Here is a 2,031-nt window from a genome sequence, read left to right on the forward strand (position 1 = left end):
AAGGTGCAAACGAAGCTAAAGACTATAAATTTGGCTTTACAAATTTTAAAGATGAAAAAGAGCACGATCTCTTTGAAAACAAAGATGAGCAAAAGCCTTTTTACTACTTTAGCCCAATAGATGATGAAAGCTCTAAAGGCTCACTTGATATCACAAATAAAAACACTAGTATAAGAGTGCTTGGCTATGATATAGAGATGGGTAGCTTGGATATAAAGCTAAAAAGAGCTAACAATGATGAGGAAAAAGAGAAGCAAGCACAAGATAGAGAGGCGGTAAATCATCAAAGCATGCCTTTGGGCGCCACAGCTACAAATTTCACCGCTCACCCAGTCATAGAAGACGACATCATCACTTGCCCGCATGGTGGCCAAGTGGTGCTAAAAAGCAAAGCTGGCAGGAGTATCAAATCTCAGGATATAGCGCTTATACTAGATAGGGGTAGCATAAAAAGAGATGTTTATAAAGAGATATATCTAGCCGCATAATAAATTAATAATATTGTAAATATAATCACAATAAAATTAAAAGAAATTTTATATCTTATATAGTTTTAAATTTAAAAGGATTTATGATGAAAAAAGTCAAATTTATAGTTTTTATCTGCTTGTTTATACTGCTACCACTTGCTTATTTTAATGGCTTTATAAGAATTTCTGATCTAACTAGTGAGCAAGAGAGCATTGCTAAAAAATATGGTGGTGTTTATGTATTTGATGAGAAGCTGGAGAAGGAGATAGATAAGAGGGAGGAAGAGATAAAAGAGCTAAGAGATTGCTACTCTAGCAAAACAACTAACGAGTGTGAGCTTGTTGTTAAAAAACAGGTTACTACTGATGGATATTTTTTAAACAAAGTTTGGAACAATAATAAAGAAAAATTTAGGCAAAGATATAATACCAATAGCGATAGTGAAGCACAAGATAAATTTATAAAAGATACTGCAAGCCAACAATCAACACCTATTCAGACATTGTCTAATGGAAAGAGATATTACTCAAGAAAAGATAATATAAAAATAGATAACTACAAAATTTTAAATAACTATGAAGAAAAACTAAAAGAATTTATGGGTAAAGATTATGATAAATATGAAAATTATCTAAGTATAAATTTAGGATATTTCTATATAGACAACGACACCATTATACCTATAAGCATTGGAGTTTCTACACTTTATACAGAAGTTATATTTGGACTATATGGCGACGAAGCAAGTGGCATAAAATTTACCAAGGAAAGCACTCAAAGACTAATTGGAGATAATAAATTTTACTTCATAGACAATAAATTTCAAAAAATCAGCAATAAAGACAAGGATAAATAGATGAATACTCTAAAGAATTTAACAAATAAAGAGATGGTAGATAAACTAAGAGTTTATGCTGATATTGCTGACGTTAGTTACGCATTTTTTGAATACATAGATGAGAATGAAATTTGGAGTTTTTCAGATAAATTTTATAATGAGAAAATTTTAAAGACGCCAAATCCTAGATGGGACTATGCCGATAGTACAAATTTTTTATATGAAAAAGAAATTAAAAGCATAAAAACAGATGAGCAGGGCAATGTTACTACCGAAGTAAAAAAGATGCCTACATCCTATGCCCTTTGTGTTGAAGCTAGATTTATGCAGGATTTAAAAATATTTAAACCAAGCGAGCTTAAAAAATCAGACCCTAAACCACAAAAAATAGACAACAGTATCCACTCATTTATAGATGTCGATGAAACAACAAAAGAACAAATGCTGTTTTACACAATAGACAATCTCTCCAAACGTACCAAAAATTTCACATCAAGATTTAGACTTCTAAAACATCAAAAAAATGATAATGAAGGTTTTAGTGCTACGCTCTTTGAAGATACAAAAGACAATGATAAAAGGATATTGGTTTTTAGAGGCACTGAAATGAATTTAACCGAAGAACCAGCAGACATTTGGGCTGATATAATGCTAGCTAGTGGGCACGTACCAACTCAAGTAAATTCTTTAATAAATTTCTTTCTAGATAATGTTATACCTAT

1 protein-coding gene and 2 pseudogenes are annotated in these 2,031 nt (G+C 31.1%); all 3 read left to right on the forward strand.

The features are described 5' to 3' along the window. Nucleotides 1-488, forward strand: a pseudogene (locus tag F3G98_RS10640) (hypothetical protein); the annotation flags it as partial. Between the two features lie 86 nt (nt 489-574). Continuing rightward, nucleotides 575-1,327 (forward strand): hypothetical protein, encoded by a 753-nt coding sequence (locus F3G98_RS10215; RefSeq protein WP_149726113.1) that lies wholly within the window; start codon nt 575-577, stop codon nt 1,325-1,327. After that, nucleotides 1,328-2,031 (forward strand): annotated as a pseudogene (locus tag F3G98_RS10220) (hypothetical protein); the annotation flags it as partial.

The organism is Campylobacter concisus (genome assembly GCF_902460895.1).
Classification (GTDB): Bacteria; Campylobacterota; Campylobacteria; order Campylobacterales; family Campylobacteraceae; genus Campylobacter_A; species Campylobacter_A concisus_BC.

Excerpts from the sequence above, each read along its gene's own strand:
- F3G98_RS10215 (WP_149726113.1), top strand. The coding sequence starts at position 575 with ATGAAAAAAGTCAAATTTATAGTTTTTATCTGCTTGTTTATACTGCTA.